Origin of the sequence: Parabacteroides sp. ZJ-118 (assembly GCF_011038785.1) — a bacterium.
Lineage (GTDB): Bacteria > Bacteroidota > Bacteroidia > Bacteroidales > Tannerellaceae > Parabacteroides.
The window spans coordinates 58,049-73,227 of record NZ_JAAKDT010000010.1 but is presented as its reverse complement, the minus strand read 5'-3'; the positions used below and the strand labels follow the sequence as shown (position 1 = coordinate 73,227).

The 15,179-nt window shown below is 46.3% G+C and carries 12 protein-coding genes; 6 read left to right on the top strand and 6 right to left on the bottom strand.

All coding sequences use genetic code 11. The features are described 5' to 3' along the window. The coding region (locus G7Y39_RS04835; protein WP_165154149.1) for an ATP-binding protein at positions 1-229 on the top strand (229 nt) is incomplete at its 5' end. Positions 230-532: 303 nt separating this feature from the next. Here the strand turns inward: G7Y39_RS04835 and G7Y39_RS04830 are convergent. Next, positions 533-3,064: a DUF1566 domain-containing protein gene (locus tag G7Y39_RS04830; RefSeq protein ID WP_165155611.1), complete on the bottom strand. Its 2,532-nt coding sequence runs from the start codon at positions 3,062-3,064 to the stop codon at positions 533-535. A 530-nt stretch (positions 3,065-3,594) separates the two neighbouring features. Further along, positions 3,595-4,149 carry a hypothetical protein gene (locus G7Y39_RS13500; protein WP_206225146.1) on the bottom strand — a complete coding sequence of 185 codons (555 nt, stop codon included), beginning with the start codon at positions 4,147-4,149 and terminating at the stop codon, positions 3,595-3,597. A gap of 24 nt (positions 4,150-4,173) precedes the next feature. On the opposite strand from G7Y39_RS13500, the gene G7Y39_RS04820 reads away from it, so the two are divergent. Next, positions 4,174-5,424 carry a hypothetical protein gene (locus G7Y39_RS04820; RefSeq protein ID WP_165155609.1) on the top strand — a complete coding sequence of 417 codons (1,251 nt, stop codon included), beginning with the start codon at positions 4,174-4,176 and terminating at the stop codon, positions 5,422-5,424. A 148-nt stretch (positions 5,425-5,572) separates the two neighbouring features. On the opposite strand, the gene G7Y39_RS04815 is transcribed toward G7Y39_RS04820, so the two are convergent. Beyond that, positions 5,573-7,156 carry a YfcC family protein gene (locus G7Y39_RS04815; protein WP_165155607.1) on the bottom strand — a complete coding sequence of 528 codons (1,584 nt, stop codon included), beginning with the start codon at positions 7,154-7,156 and terminating at the stop codon, positions 5,573-5,575. Then, positions 7,153-8,424 (bottom strand): DNA recombination protein RmuC, encoded by a 1,272-nt coding sequence (locus tag G7Y39_RS04810; RefSeq protein ID WP_165155605.1) that lies wholly within the window; start codon positions 8,422-8,424, stop codon positions 7,153-7,155. The genes G7Y39_RS04815 and G7Y39_RS04810 overlap by 4 nt, the downstream gene beginning before the upstream one ends. A gap of 163 nt (positions 8,425-8,587) precedes the next feature. Here G7Y39_RS04810 and tpx point away from each other — a divergent pair, with 163 nt between their 5' ends. Beyond that, positions 8,588-9,088, top strand: a complete 501-nt coding sequence (gene tpx / locus G7Y39_RS04805) for a thiol peroxidase (RefSeq protein WP_165155603.1) — start codon at positions 8,588-8,590, stop codon at positions 9,086-9,088. A gap of 98 nt (positions 9,089-9,186) precedes the next feature. Here tpx and G7Y39_RS04800 read toward each other — a convergent pair whose 3' ends face one another. Both G7Y39_RS04800 and G7Y39_RS04795 read right to left on the bottom strand, forming a co-directional pair. Continuing rightward, positions 9,187-9,867: an ABC transporter ATP-binding protein gene (locus G7Y39_RS04800; protein ID WP_165155600.1), complete on the bottom strand. Its 681-nt coding sequence runs from the start codon at positions 9,865-9,867 to the stop codon at positions 9,187-9,189. Between the two features lie 51 nt (positions 9,868-9,918). Further along, entirely contained in the window at positions 9,919-12,261 is a 2,343-nt protein-coding gene (locus G7Y39_RS04795) for an FtsX-like permease family protein (protein WP_165155598.1), read from the bottom strand. 180 nt (positions 12,262-12,441) lie between these two features. Here G7Y39_RS04795 and G7Y39_RS04790 point away from each other — a divergent pair, with 180 nt between their 5' ends. The 3 genes from G7Y39_RS04790 to G7Y39_RS04780 are packed head-to-tail and all read left to right on the top strand — an operon-like array spanning position 12,442 to position 15,118. Continuing rightward, on the top strand, positions 12,442-12,966 hold the full coding sequence (locus G7Y39_RS04790; protein ID WP_165155596.1) for a response regulator: 525 nt from the start codon (positions 12,442-12,444) through the stop codon (positions 12,964-12,966). After that, positions 12,963-13,805, top strand: a complete 843-nt coding sequence (locus G7Y39_RS04785) for a PAS domain-containing sensor histidine kinase (RefSeq protein WP_165155594.1) — start codon at positions 12,963-12,965, stop codon at positions 13,803-13,805. The genes G7Y39_RS04790 and G7Y39_RS04785 overlap by 4 nt, the downstream gene beginning before the upstream one ends. A 14-nt stretch (positions 13,806-13,819) precedes the next feature. Continuing rightward, positions 13,820-15,118, top strand: a complete 1,299-nt coding sequence (locus tag G7Y39_RS04780) for an MATE family efflux transporter (protein WP_165155592.1) — start codon at positions 13,820-13,822, stop codon at positions 15,116-15,118. Positions 15,119-15,179 lie beyond the last annotated feature (61 nt).

The window sequence follows — 15,179 nt, the reverse complement described above, 5'->3', positions numbered from 1 at the left end:
CGACTTCGGAATCAAGAAGCTCAATAACGAGCAGATACTCGACCTGATGGAAATCATCGAGGACCGCCACGGGCGCAAATCAACCATAATCGCCTCGCAGATACCGGTCGCAGACTGGTATGACTGCTTGGAGACCAACACCACCGCCGCCGACGCAATACTCGACCGGATGGTGCACTCTGCCATACGTTTTGAACTGAAAGGAGATAGTCTGAGAAAAAATCATTAACTTTGCCGCATCAAAAGTGTCCCAGCCTCCTCCGGCGCACTGTCCCAGTCTGCTCCGGTTTTTCCATACTCGATTCTTGACTTCTCGTTTGACTTACTTTGGGTTCAGTAGGTAACGGAACAAGTTGGTCTTCTGCTCTACCCGCTATATCACGGACGGTTGTACCTCGAAACTTGCAAGTCGCTACGGGGTTCGTCGACAACTACGTCCCCTATGGGCTTTCACCACAGATGTATGTCATGCTCGTCATACCAAATAAGAGGCTGACCCTTTTTAACTTTGAATCAGCCTCTTTGTTAATTATTAATCACAAACAGGACGAATTACTGCACCATTCCAACGAAACGCACCATTCACCATTGTTCCATAGTTGTCATTGCTGAATCCTAAATAATAAGCATCGTAGAATAAACTATTGTGTATTGATGCTGTCCAATACCAGGCTTTAGGCGCTACACCTATTATATCCTCTCCTTTATACCCAACAGCAGGAAGAAATATACTGTTCCCGTTAGGGCCAGTTATAAGCAACCCACCAACCCCGTGATATTCAACCCATTTTTCCTTGCATTTTGTTATAAGTTCCATACATTCGTTACGAGTCGGCATACGCCATTTGCCTCCCCATCTTACATGTGCTACATCATAATTTGTTCCACTGATATTATTACCGATATTGACAAGCTCCTCAAAGTTCATACAATCTCCACTGCAATTAGGTAAAAGACGATCTCCACTTCCGTCTAAATCTTGCCAATGACTATAAGTATTGAAATCATAGACCGATTTCTCTCCTGTTTCTCCCCAAGCATAATGACTGCCGAACTCTTCAGGTTTGTTAGCACCGACATTCCAACTTGCCCATTTGACACTAAGCCCCAAGTCTACAGCTTGTCCAGGAGTGGGTTCTTCATTATCTACTTCAATAACAAATGTCTTGATATCTCCATAAGATATTTCTGTTCCAAATTTTGCATAAGCACAATAATTGTAGGTACCTTCGGAAAGATCTGATAATTCTACAGAATATATCGAGTTATTGATATTGTGAGATATTATATGGTTTTCATTTATTTTAATACCATATTCCACTTCTGAAAAATTGTCCATGCCCTCCAATTTACCAAAACATACAACATCTGTCTTTTCAACGGAAGCGTTTCCAGTCATAACATTGATTTGTGTATTCCCATAAAATTTCGCTTCTTTCATGATTTTACCATCCACATCATAGAGTCTTGCATATAATGTATCTTTAAAAGAAGTAGGAATCCATTCCACAGATACCTGCCCGTGATTAGCTATGCCATATTTAGAAGAAAGCTCCCCTTTTCCTTCAAATTTGACTATCTGACTAAGGATAGTAGGAATACTTCTATTGAAAATTGAGTCCGCATCATAAACTTCAAACTTTACAGTATTAGGAACATTCTTTTTTACAGATTTTGAAGTAGAAGACACATAACGAATATCATAAGGAGAATGATAAATACATTTATCAAATATATTTATATCACTTGTTGAAACATTCTTGACTTCCTGTCCTATAAACATAAAGCTTAATCCAGCCCTAGCGTCCAATCCTACGTGATTGGAAAGATCCCACGCACAAAAATCTTTTGAAGAAGACAACAATTCTTCATAAAACCCTCCATGGACACTCATACGCACATAAGGTTTGACATCAAAAGACGGTCCTAACAAACCATATAAGACAACTCTTATACGTGGATATAACCACACCTTTCCATTCATATCCCCTTTCCCTTTCATTGTTGGATAAGTTACACTAAGCTCATTTTTTAACTCATTAACAGGAGTAAGTTTATCATCTACCTGGTTCCACTGAAAGCCTATTGTGCCACTGGCTTTGTCTGTGAATCCCATATAGGCACTGATTTTACCATTTGAACTAAGCGAAATCGCACGATATACATCTGCATTTAATGATACTTCAACAGGTACTCCAAGTACAAGAAAACGAACTTTAATCTTAGGTAGATACTTACTCAATTCTTTTATCCGTTCATCATTATCATATGTATATTGATGCCATGCGTCAAATCTAAGCTGTTGGTTTGTCTCAAAACGCCCTTCTATATTTGCCTCAACAGACAAGGCTTTGCTTCTGTATTGTTTTTTTATGACATCTTTCACTTCTTGAAGTGTTCGTCCACCAAAACTTAAGGTCATGTTTAAATCAATATCAATATGAAAATTAGATTTTTCCAAATAGATTTTAAACTTTGGATGCTCATATAATATGCGACCTTCAAGTTCATCATTATTCCATTTCCACAAATTACCCGTCAAATGCGAAGGGGTTCTTGAATTCATAAAATTATATTCCTTCCATTCTCCATCCATGTCCAAGAAAGATATTTTTTGAGGAAGAATTACATTTTTGTTTGGACTCCTTGTAGATTCTCCTCCGGTTGATAACGTAAATTCTGTGTTGGCGAATATATCGCATAAGTCACCCTTTCTAGTTTCTATACTTATTTCACCATTATCACGCCTTAGCTCATTCACAATAACAATGTAACTCGCTGTATCAGCATCAATTATAAGTATCGAACCAGGTTTTAAATTTTTAGTCTCAGACGAAGCTTCAAATGAATATCTTCCATTCTCTTGATCCACCTCATATAATTTTGTTTTTTCCCAATCTATATGTACATAATCAGGATTGACAACATCATTTTCATATTTCTCAGAAGGAACTTCCGGTTCTTCCTTTTCAGGCAGATTTTCTTCCGGCGAATCAGAAGAACAAGAATTAAAAATAAACGACACCAATAATGCCGTCAAAACGAAATGCATTTTCTTTTTCATATTAATACTATGTTAAATTTTAGTTCAGTTCGTTGAAAATAAGCGAGTTAATTAACGATGTATAGCATAACAAAATTGGCTAAGTGACTATTTTTTTCAGTACCTTTAATGGTCTCTTACCACACATTAAAGCGATGCAGAAAACAGCACTTGACCGATATGAGGAAATCGTAATTGACTCCTTGAGATATTGCTTAGCAAAGTTACGCAGAAGTTTTCAAACAGCCTCCATCCAAACGATGATTTTATATATGGTTTCACGGCTCTTCATTCGAAAATATTTCTGTTGTGAAGTGCTGATTTCCAACACTTCGTGTTTATAGTACGTTTTCAGACACAACGAAAAATTAGCATGCGGCTTGTGGCCACATGCGGCTGCCGGGTGAGGCGTTTAGGTTTTAAAACGACCGGATGGTCAGGAAATTTCATTCGCGTGCTCGCAGCAACAATCTTTGCCTCTCAGTCGTTTAGGCCAGTTTCATTTTCAGGCTCATAGTCCCAGTAAGAGTCGGCCTTAGGATTCGTGCGCCCTATGCGCTTTGAGTCTCGGGCGAGTCCTCTCCGAGTAGTCTGTTGAGCTGTTCGCGGTGATACTTTATCTGTGCGTCTTTGCGACGGGATACCATGTAATTCTCTCCTAACTCTTTATAGGCCGAGCCGTCTTTGAGTATGTGGTATACCACTTTGAGCATCTCTGCGGCAATCGCGACCAATGCGCGTTTCTTTCCTCTGCGGGAGGCAAGCCTCTTGTATCTGGTCGAGAAGTAAGTTCCTTTGGCTCTTGTCGTACACCACGCACATTCTGTCATTATCGCTTTTGTGGCTTTGTTGCCGTGGTTGGTGAACTCGATGATGTCTCGCCCGGTCATCTCCGAGTCGGTCGAGAAGTATATCTTCCGACCTCCGGCATCGGGGAGATGCACGACGATGCGGATATTGCGCTTCATGGCTGTCGAATAGGCTCCATAACTGAAAATATTCCACCTAAAGGGGTGAGTTTCTCTGATTTTATTATTACTTTCGCCATGTCTGTCAAGGATTACTTGAGCCTTTTGCGACACTAAGTTAGGTGATTCCCCTGACATGGCAGAATCTTTTAACAATACATTATGGAGCTATCAGAAAATATCACAATAGATCACTTAGGTTCTTCACCAATAGAAATAATTAGGAGAATTTATAACAAGGTGGACTGGGTTAGTCATGTAGATAATAAACTTCAGTATAGAGAGTATGTTTGTCCTGTCGACGCGAATGAATCATTGGATGATTTAATTTGTCTATACACCAATAAGAAAAGCAAACGTGTCGGCTATGCTGGAAAGAAATTAAAGAAAATCTTTTTAGATCTTCCTTGTGTAGAACAGAGAAAAGTAGGATTAGCACTTTTGAGTGGTGGATTGACAGATTCAGAATGGGTATGTAAACGACTAGACAATTATAAAGAATCCTTTGACAAAGAGTGGAAAATCAATTGGCACCCTTGTTATGAAAAAGCGGTTGAGGAATGTTGGAATAAATATCATGGGATGTATTGTGGAAAATTACTTATCCAATTCTTACCTGAGGACATAGTACGTAAACATATAGATGAATTAACAACGGATAAAGACTTCTATTTTTACTTGTCTAGAAGATTCGTAAACACATCTTGGTTTAAATTAGACATTGAAAAGCTTAAGAGTTGTACATATATCAATGCATACCTTTCTGTAATGATTAAGACGAATGATGGCATTTCAGAAGAGGAAGCAAGGCTTCTCTTGTACCAGTGGATCGCTTATATTGCAGTAACTTACGCAAAAGGAACAAATGCCCATACGAATGAAAATATATTTTATAGTTACAAAAGTAAGAGGATGAGAGTTATTAATGCCTGGGGACTAGATACTGCTCTCTACTATTTGTTGTGTATGAATCATCACAAGGTCGTGGCAGAGTTTCTCGAATGGGATAATAACATCTTTAATCAGTTCTACGATGTCTATAGGGATTCTGAATTGGGAACAACGGAAATAGTCTGTGAAGATTTTACAGATACTATAATTGATAATTTCCCGTCAGACCTTAGGTACCTTTTATCATTAAATGAAGAATACTATTTATATATTCTTACACCAGGACAACCTTTTACTATCCCAAGATTTAGGAATACAGGGTCAAATAAGAAAGAAGAGGATATACCAAAGTATATACCGCGGTCCAACGTGAAAGAAAACAATACAATCGTATATTCAAGTCAAAAGACAATAAGTAAAGACTCCTATGAACGGATGGTGGATTCTAATCCAACCCTTAAGAATCTAATAGAGCAGCTTAACCTATCTCCTACTAACTTGAATGAGGAAAGAAGAGAATAAGCTCAGCTAGTCCATTAAAAAGAAATCCCCCCAAAAAGCTTCTGGAATAGGGAGGAAAAGTCAATGGAATCCCTCTCGCGTTCCATTGACTTTGGCGCCGTATCTCAATGGCTTTCCGGTCGGGTTTCCGTTTTCGCCCGAATATCGATTAAAAGCCGTTCATCGGGATCAATACCGTTGGGATCAATAATAGAAATCCTAGGATCACTAGGACAAGGATGAATTTCCATGCCCATTTGAACCACTTATCGTATGGGATACGGCTTACTCCCAGAACCGCTATCAGGACGCCTGATGTGGGAGTTATCAGGTTCGTGAAGCCATCGCCAAACTGAAAGGCCATGACGGTGGCTTGTTTGGATAAACCGATCAATTCCGAGAATGGAGCCATGATAGGCATGGTAAGGGCGGCTTTGGCGCTTCCGGAAGGAATAACCAAATTGATAAGCGTTTGAATAACGTACATCATCCCGACTGTAGCTACTTGTCCCAAGCCTTCCATTCCTTTCGCTAGATTAAAGAGAATCGTATCGATCACTTTGCCGTCTTGCAGGATTACGATAATACCTCCAGCCAGGCCGACGACCAAGGCGGCGCCCATGATATCCTTGCAACCTTCCAAGAAAAGTCTCACAAGCTCATTCGGATCGCGTCCATTGGCAATTCCCGCCGCTATACCTAAGGCGAAGAACAGGGTCGCTATTTCCATAATGTACCACCCATAGCCCATTACGCCTGTTATCAAGAAAAAGATCGTGAAGAATAAGAGGTTCAATAGATACAAATGTACGGTTTTCCGTAGGGTAAATATCGAGCTGATCACGAACGCTGCGCTAAGAATCGGAATCAAGGGCAGTCCCTTGATTACGCTATTCCCTATTTTCAAGGATGTCTGTGGATAATGGATCGAGAAGATAACTAGTACGATTGCCAACAGGACGAAACTGATCCACGCGGCTTTCGGGGTCCTGTATGCGATTTCTAAGGAACGGGTACTATGCGAATCTCTCCAATACTGGTCCTCCTCATAGACTGGCGACAATCGAGGGTTCTTCTTTACCTTGGCGGCATAACGCAGTATCCACGCGAAGCCTACCACATTGATAATACACCAACAAACGATACGATACTCGATACCCGAAAAAAGAGGAATCCCCGCCAAGCCTTGCGCGATACCGATGGTGAAAGGGTTTAAAATCGCTCCGGCGAAACCTAATCCCGCCGCTACAAAAACCATACATACGCCGGTTATGGAATCGTATCCCATAGATATCGCCATCGGGACCAAGACCAGACAAAAAGCGATGGTCTCCTCACTCATCCCGAATACGGCCCCGAATATACTGAAAAGTAACATGATGGCGGTCAATAAGAAATTGTCTATGCCTATTTTACGGAGGATGGGGTTGTTCTCCATTTTGCGTGCTTTCCGCAGGAAACTGGCTGTTCCGATGTCAAATGCCTTGCTGTCGTTCACGATCCAGAATGCCCCACCGATGATGAGGATAAAGACAATGATATCCGCCTTGTCCACAAATCCTTTATAAAAGGCAGAGAGTACTTCCCATGTTTGAGGTACGTTTTCCACGGGTTCATATACGACGGTCCTTTCTCCGTTTGGGCTGATGGTCTCCGTATATTGCCCGCCGGGGATGACCCATGTCAACGCGGCGCAAAATAAGATGATGTAAAAGATAATTACATACGTGTGGGGTATTTGTCTTTTCTTCATGATTCTGCTTTTTCGTCATCCTCAGTTAATCTTCCGATCTCGGGAAGGATCGCTCGGGCCTCACGGTCGCTAAGTGTATCTACGTCTTTGAGTTTGCGTTGGATAGCACGTGTACGGGTTCCTAAAACCTCTTCTATTTGCCCGCTGGCGGTTTGCAAGTTCTTTTGGGCTTTCTCGAGCATACCGCCTACTTTCTCGAATTCTTTTTTCACGGCCCCTAAGATCGTCCATACCTCCCCTGAGTGCTTCTGGATCGCCAAGGTACGGAAGCCCATTTGCAAACTGTTTAGTATGGCCGCTAGGGTGGTGGGGCCTGTCACGACTACCTTGTAGTTTCTTTGCAGATCCTCCAATAAAGCGGAACGGCGTACTACCTCGGCGTAAATGCCCTCGAACGGCAGGAACATAATGCCGAAATCGGTCGTGGCGGGAGGCGCCAGGTATTTGTCCGAGATGTCTTTAGCCATCTTCTTGATCGTAGTCTCCAATAATTTCCCCGCTGTCTCGATCGCTTGGGGATCTGCGGCATCGTATGCGTTTAGGAGTTGTTCGTATACATCTTTCGGGAATTTAGCGTCTATAGGGAGGTATACGAATTCTCGGGCATCATCCCGTCCGGGGAGCTTGACAGCGAATTCAACGACCGCTTCCGAACCTTTCCGGGTATGAACGTTCGCCTCGTATTGCTCCGGGGCCAATAGCTGCTCTAATAACATACTGAGCTGGATCTCCCCGATATTTCCCCGGGTCTTTACATTGCTGAGTACCCGTTTTAACCCTCCTACATCCTGCGCTAAGGTTTGCATCTCGCCCAGTCCTTTTTGTACGTTCTCTAATTGCTCGGTGACTAAACGGAAAGATTGCCCGATACGGTCATTCAATGTCTTTTGAAGTTTCTCGTCTACGGTGACTCGGATCTCTTCCAGTCTTTTTTCCGTGTTATCCACTAATCGCTGTTGGCGTTCGTCCAAGGCGGCGAATTGCTCTTTCTGTAACCTGTTAAAAGAATCGATCCCACGTTCAAAGGTTTCCCTGAACGCGTCTAAGGAACGAGCCTGCTCTTCGCGGTTATCTTTTGCTGCTAACCGGCTTTCTTCCCGGTTCAGGCGGAAGTCCTCCCTGAAGTTTTTCTCGATACGGTCGAACGAGCGCTGTAACTCGTTTAACAACTTTTCCAGGTCTTCTTTGTTATTATTTAGCTGTTTAGGACGCAAAAGGATTTGCATCACGATGATTAGAAGAAGTCCGCCGATAATAATCCAATCCATTCTGTTTAATTTTGCCGTCAAAGATAACCAATCTATAGTTGGATATAGTAGTTAAATAGAGTTAAACGAAGGAACATAGTTTGTTTTCGTTTGTTCTATCTTCAAGAAGCTGCTTATATTTGTGCAGCCAACTGAGAGGGAGATTATTTAATATCAAACAGAGATGGCAAAAGTAACGTTAAAAGGTAACGAGGTTCATACGAACGGCGAGTTGCCGAAAGTGGGAGCGGAGGCTCCGGACTTCAAGGGTGTAAAAAGTGATTTATCCGAATTGTCGCTGAGCGACTTGAAAGGGAAGAAGGTGGTGATAAATGTTTTCCCGAGCTTGGATACAAGTGTATGTGCGGCATCGGTAAGACGTTTCAATGAAGAAGCCGCTTCGCATCCGGATACGGTGGTATTGGCTGTTTCTAAAGATCTGCCTTTTGCGCATGGACGTTTCTGTACTACGGAAGGTATTGATAAAGTGATTGCGTTGTCAATGTTCCGGTGTTCATGCTTTGAGGATAAGTATGGGATGCTTCTGGCAGACGGTCCGCTGAGGGGTTTATTAGCCCGGGGCGTGATAGTAGTCGATGAAGTAGGCAAGGTGGTTTATGAGGAGCTTGTTCCCGAGATTACTACCGAACCGAATTACGACGCGGTTTTGGCTGCGTTGGGATAAGTGTAGTAGATTATTGTTTTTCATTGGTTAAAGTTAAGGGTTAGTGTAGGAGGCCGTCGGATGTGAATCCCGCGGTCTTCGTTTTTTTTGTGAAGATGCTAAAGTCTTCCTTCCAGCTCGTCCGCGATTTGTCCATCGAAGAGATTAATGATACGATCGGCGTAGGTCGCGTCGTGTCGCGAGTGTGTCACCATGACGATCGTAGTCCCTTCGGCATTCAGTTGACGGAGTAATTCTATAACCTCAAGACTGTTTTTAGAGTCGAGGTTACCGGTCGGCTCGTCAGCCAATATCAACATGGGTTTACCTACGACGGCTCGGGCGATGGCGACACGTTGCTGCTGGCCGCCGGAGAGCTGCCGCGGGTAATGTTTGGCGCGTTGGCTGAGGCGTACTTTGCGCAGGATGTCGAGTACCCGTTGCTTGCGTTCTGTCTTGGAGACTCCGAGGTATTTCAGTTGGAGGTCTACGTTTTCCTCGACGGTAAGCTCGTCGATGAGGTTGAAGCTTTGGAACACGAACCCGATGCGTCCCTTGCGATAGCGCGTACGATCTTTCTCCTTCAGGTGTCCCACCTCTTCGCCGTCTAATAGATAGTTGCCCTCGTCCGGGTTATCTAGCAGGCCGAGAATATGCAGCAAGGTCGATTTGCCGCATCCGCTGGGGCCCATGATGGCGATGAACTCACCCTTTTTCACTTCCATGCTTATGCCATTGAGCGCGATGGTTTCCACCTCTTCCGTCCGGAAGCTCTTGCTGAGGTTTTTTATTTGAATCATGACTTGTCTTGTTTTTGTGAGCGTGTATACCTATTTTATAGAATGTTGTTTTTATTCCGTCCGGATGCTTTCGATGGGATTACGGCGGGCGACTCTCAGGGTCTGCCCGATGATGGACAGGAAAGCGATGGCGATGGTCGCCAAGACAGCCGCCGCTATGAGGTGCCACGGAAAGGCGATACGGTTATAGAATGGTTCCAAACTGACTTGGACCGCTTTCAAGCTGAAGGGAAGAGCGATGCAGGCGGCAAGCAGCGAGAGGGTCATGAACCGTTTGGAAAGTTCCCATACGGCACCGCTTGGCTCGGCTCCCATCACTTTGCACAAGGCGATCCGTTTGCTCTGCTGTTCGGTGTAGCTGATCGACATGGCCAGCAGTCCCAAGGCAGAGATGAGGATAGAGATGGTCATGAAGCAGAGGACGAGCATGACGGTGTTCTTCTCGTGTGTCAGATTTTTATCCAAATAATCGTCGATATACTCGACCTCCAGCTCTTTGGGCATTCCGATCAGTTCGTTGGCGACCTCCCGGCAGGTGCGGCGGATGGCGGACAGGGCTTCCGACCGGTCACCTTGTGTGCGGACGACTTGATGGCTCACGTATCCTTTCGGGTCTGTTACTCCGACTGCCCCGTGCGCGTCGGGTATCGGGGTGTTCAGTGGCATGAGCGAACGGTAGTCACGGATGACGCCACAGACGTTATATCGGTAGCCGCCCTTGTCGTCCTTTTTCCCGAAATGGGGCCTGTCGGATGAAAGTTGGTAACGGCGGCAAGTCTCTTCTGTTACCCAAATCATATTGGGCAGCGGGTCGGACCAGCGTTGCACGACTTGGAAACCAAACATCCGGAAAGCCACGCTATCCATGTCTGAAAGGTGGAGCCAGGACATCCCCTCCTCGTCCGGCTGGTGTACGCCATCGTGACCACTGATGAAGGGTAGTTTCCGTGCCAAGGCCACTTCGACCACTTGCGGCAATGCCTGCAAACGTTTTTGCAGGATGACCTGTTTGTCGTAGGTCGGTCCCAAATCCCAAGCTTTTATGAAGGCCAAATCGGTATTGTAGCCGGTCGGCAAAGTGGCAAGGTGGTGTATTTGGGCGGCCCATATTAGTCCTAATGTGATGAGGACCGTGCTGATAACGTTTTGCACGATGATGAACATGCGGCTGAACAATTGCTTGTTTTGTAGGCGGAAGTTTCCCTTCACAATATCTATCGGACGATACTTGCTGATGATGAGTGCCGGCAGCAGCCCGGAGACACCGGAGATCCCGGTCAGCAACAACAGGGCGTAGATGAACGTTGCGGGCGAAGGCGAAAAGGCCATCCGGGTAGAAAGCAGATATTCGAAATAGGGCTTGGTAATGATGGCGATCAGGCAACCACCGATGAAGCATCCGGTGGTGAAAATCGCCGACTCGGCAAGATAGCGCAATATGATCTGCCCTGCGGAGTCGCCCATCAGCCGGCGGGTAGCCATCTCGTGCGCCCGCTTTCCGGCTTGCGATACCGTCAGGTTGATATAGTTGAAGACAGCCGAAACGAGTAAGATCATAGCGATGGCCAATAACAGTCGGACCTGTTCCCTTGTCCCGCTGCGGAAAGGGGTGTAGCTGTTAAGGGGTGAAAAATAGATTTCGTCCATGCGAGTGAGCGAGGAACCCCATGCGAAGGAGTTCGAACGGTTGTCCTCTTCCCAATAATCCCAATAGCTTTTGTAGCTGTCGAGCAGTTTACGGGCGACGGTTTCAGGGGTCGCCCCTTCCGCCAGCGTGACGAACGTATGGACGGAACCGAAGCCATCCATCCAGGAGAGATCCTTTTCCTCCAATTTGATAGGGACTACGACATCGACCGGTTTTAACAGTTCTGTCGGATCGAAGGCGGGAAGGATCCCGACCACCCGTAGCGGCGTCCGGTTTTTGTACATGACAGTACGCCCGATCGGATCCTCGTTGCCGAACACTTTGCGGGCGAAGGGTTCGGAGAGGACCGCTTCGTCGGTCCCGATCAGTATCTTGTCGCGGTGGTCTCCGATGAGCGGATATCCCAGTAGCCGGAAGAAGTTGGAATCGACGGCAAGGCAATTCGTTTGGTAGTAGTGGTCGCCAATGGTCAGATCGGTCTTCTCGTTGTTGACAAGGCGTGTCCATTCCTTTATCTCCGGAATGGAAGGGAACAGTTCAGGGGCGGTCCCGAGCGTCATGCCGATGCTTGTGCCATTGCCGATGGCATACAGTTGGCGAGAGTAGGGAGGCCTGTTCCCGATGTTAAACTCGGTTTCGGCATACGAAGTAAGGAGAACGACGACTCCCAAGGCGATGGCCATCCCGAAAAACTGGATCGCCGTGTAGAACTTGTTGCGGCGAAGGAAAGTGAAGTATGATTTCATAAACATTCGTTTTACTATTTGTTGCAAATGTAGGCCGTTACCGCTATCCGGCAATGGATATAAAGGGCGTCCGGAGCAGTTTGTATGAAAATCATACACCCGCTTGTATGATATTCATACAGCCTTTTTCCGTACCTTTATCCCCGATGAAAGAATAAAGGAAAAACAAACGAATCGGATATGGCGAATTACGGAACGATATTGGCGGTGGATGACAATCCGGCGGTTCTTACGGCGGTCAAGATCTGCTTGGCCGGTGAGTTCGACAGGGTATTGACACTCGCTTCTCCCGACACGCTCCTTACGGTATTGGCACAAGAGAAGGTGGATGGGATTTTGCTCGACATGAACTTCACGCAAGGGGGAAACTCCGGACAGGACGGCCTGCTTTGGCTTCAGGCCATCCATAAAAAGCATCCGGCTATCCCGGTGGTACTGGTGACGGCATACGCTGATATCAAGTTGGCGGTGCGCGGGCTGAAGATGGGGGCGGCGGACTTTGTCGCCAAGCCGTGGGATAATCAAGAGCTGATCCGCATCTTGAAAGACGCGATTGATGCCGGGCGTAAAGTGATTCCATTGGAGCAGGTCGAGTCGGAACATGTGAGCAAGGTGGTGGAGTGTTGCCACGGTAATATCAGCCGGGCTGCCGAATTGTTGGGGATTACCCGGCAGACGTTGTATGCTAAAATGAGGAGGCTATGATTCTGATAGTCTCTTTCGGGGTGGCAGTCATTCTCTTTATCGGATGGTTTTACCGCCATCAGGTATTGTTGAGAGATCGGGCGCATCTGATGCGTGAGGCGATTCGCAACCAAGAATTCACGTTCCGTCTTCCCGTGAAGGGTCTCTTCTTCGGGGAGCGGGCGTTGCAAGAGGCCCTCAACGAGACGGGCAGAGACATTGGCCGGTTGCTCGCCCGTAATGAGGTGGAATCGTGGCAACGGCTGACCCGTGTGCTTACACATGAGATCATGAATGCCACTACGCCTATCGCCAGTATCAGCCAGGCCTATCTGGAGCATCCCGCGATTGCCGGGACGGTTTACGAGGAGGGGATCCGTGCCATCCACGATACCAGCCGGGGACTTGCCCTGTTCGTGGACAGCTACCGGAAACTGGCAGAACTTCAAGAACCTGTTATGGGAGAGGTCTATTTGAGTGATTTTGTGGAGGGGATCCGGGTACTTTATCCCGATCTGGAGTGGCATCTTTCCATCCCTTTGTCTGCTACGATGTGTACGGATCAGAATATGTTGCGGCAGGTACTGATCAACCTTGTCAAGAATGCTCGAGAGGCCGGGGCGACGACCGTGGATGTGCGTTGGATGAAAGGGCTGTGGGTCAGCAACAATGGCGCGCCTATTCCGGCAGCTATCGAACGGGAGATTTTTATCCCTTTCTTCACGACTAAGAGAACGGGCTCCGGTATCGGCCTGTCGCTTTCTCGGCAGATGATGGTGCGGCAAGGCGGGGATCTTTGTTTGGCGGAGCGTCCTGTGCCGGGTTTTCAAGTGACGTTTGTAATTTCTTGCGTAGGATAAATTTAGGATAGGATATGAATCGGAAAATACTTCAACTGGCGATACCTGCTATCGTCTCCAATATAACCGTACCTTTGTTGGGTCTGGTTGATGTGGCGATCGTAGGGCATCTGGGATCGGCGTCGTACATTGGGGCGATCGCCGTGGGCGGGATGCTGTTTAACATGATCTATTGGATATTCGGCTTTCTTCGGATGGGGACAAGTGGGATGACCGCCCAAGCCTATGGGAAACGGGACTTGACGGAGGTGGCCCGGACTTTGCCGCGGGCTGTCGGGGTAGGGCTTTGGATCGCTCTCGGGCTTTGGATCCTTCAATACCCGATACTGAGGGGCGCGTTCGTTTTGATCGACGCGACGGAGGAGGTGAAGCGATGGGCCTCTCTTTATTTTAATATCTGTATCTGGGGAGCGCCGGCCGTATTGGGATTGTATGGCTTTGCCGGTTGGTTCATCGGTATGCAGAATTCTCGTTTCCCGATGTTTGTCGCTATCATACAGAATATCGTGAATATCTTGGCTAGTTTATGTTTCGTGTTTGTGCTGGGCATGAAGGTGGAAGGTGTAGCGCTGGGAACGTTGATCGCCCAATACGCGGGCCTTTTCATGGCGTTCGCCCTTTGGTTGAAACATTATGGGCGTTTGAAAGCGTATATCGATTGGAACGGTCTTTGGGGTGGAGAGGCGATGCGTCGTTTCTTCTCGGTCAATAGTGATATATTTTTCCGGACCTTGTGCTTGGTCGCTGTTACCACTTTCTTTACCTCTACAGGTGCGAGACAAGGGGATGTGATATTGGCCGTAAATACCTTGTTGATGCAGTTGTTTACCTTGTTCTCCTATATAATGGACGGTTTCGCTTATGCGGGAGAGGCATTGGCCGGCCGGTTTATTGGGGCCCAAAACGACGGAGGATTACGTAAGTGCACGCGTCTGTTGTTTCTGTGGGGAATGGGTCTCTCGTTGTCTTTCACGGCTCTTTATGCGCTTTTGGGGAGGGATTTTCTGGGGCTGTTGACGAACGATACCTCGGTCATTGAGGCTTCCGGGGATTATTTCTACTGGGTACTGGCGATCCCTTTATGCGGATTCTCCGCCTTCCTTTGGGACGGTATCTTTATTGGAGCCACGGCTACGCGCCAGATGCTTTACTCGATGCTTGTGGCCTCGGGTACTTTCTTTATTATTTATTACCTGCTTTATCGATCGATGGGAAATCACGCGTTATGGATGGCTTTCCTTGGGTATCTTTCCTTGCGAGGCGGTATGCAATGGATGCTTTGGCGATGCGGGAAATTACGATGCCCATTATAAGCAACTGCCAATGCCCATCGTAAGCAGCTTATAATGCCCATTGTAAGGAACTTATAATGCC